The 552-nt window shown below is 68.7% G+C and carries 1 pseudogene; it reads right to left on the bottom strand.

The features are described from left to right. Window positions 1-350 precede the first annotated feature (350 nt). A pseudogene (locus HMPREF9452_RS12240) lies at window positions 351-552 on the bottom strand (IS110 family transposase); the annotation flags it as partial.

Raw genomic sequence — 552 nt, 5'->3', positions numbered from 1 at the left:
TTTTTAATATGAGAAAGCCATTGTCAAGAGGCAAAAGCTGCCAGGTCCGGAAATTTCTTTCCGGACCTTCTCGTATTACGACCGGTCGGGCCCGCGCGGATGCTCGTTAGTCGTCGCTCGCCTGGCAAGCTAATATCCGCGGGCTCGTGGCGCGGCGTGCGGGTTCAGGTATGTCGCCGCGCGCTACCGCATTTCGATTCTGCGTCCGGGACCGTCGTTTCGAAAAACCTTGGAGTCTCGATAGTCGGGCGCGGCCCTCGGGCTGCCCATAAAAAGGGTCGTGAGCCGGTCCCGGCGATGCGTCGAAGCGCGGGCCCTCCCGGCGGGAAGGCTATGTGGGCCCCGGGGAGCTACGCGAGCGTCCCCTCGGCGCGCCTGCCGACCTCCCAGGCCCAGCAGGCGAGCTCGCGGGCGACCGCGACGTTGGCGACGCAGGGCCGCTTGCCGGCCGCCCCGAGGGATTCGTGCCTCCGGCGGAGGCGCGCGGTGGCGTCGTCGCAGCGCCGCTTCACGGCCGCCGGCACGGCCGAGCCGGCCGGCGGCACCTTGGGT

The organism is Collinsella tanakaei YIT 12063, from assembly GCF_000225705.1.
In the GTDB taxonomy this organism is placed as follows: Bacteria; Actinomycetota; Coriobacteriia; order Coriobacteriales; family Coriobacteriaceae; genus Collinsella; species Collinsella tanakaei.
This window is presented reverse-complemented; position numbering and strand designations above follow the sequence as displayed.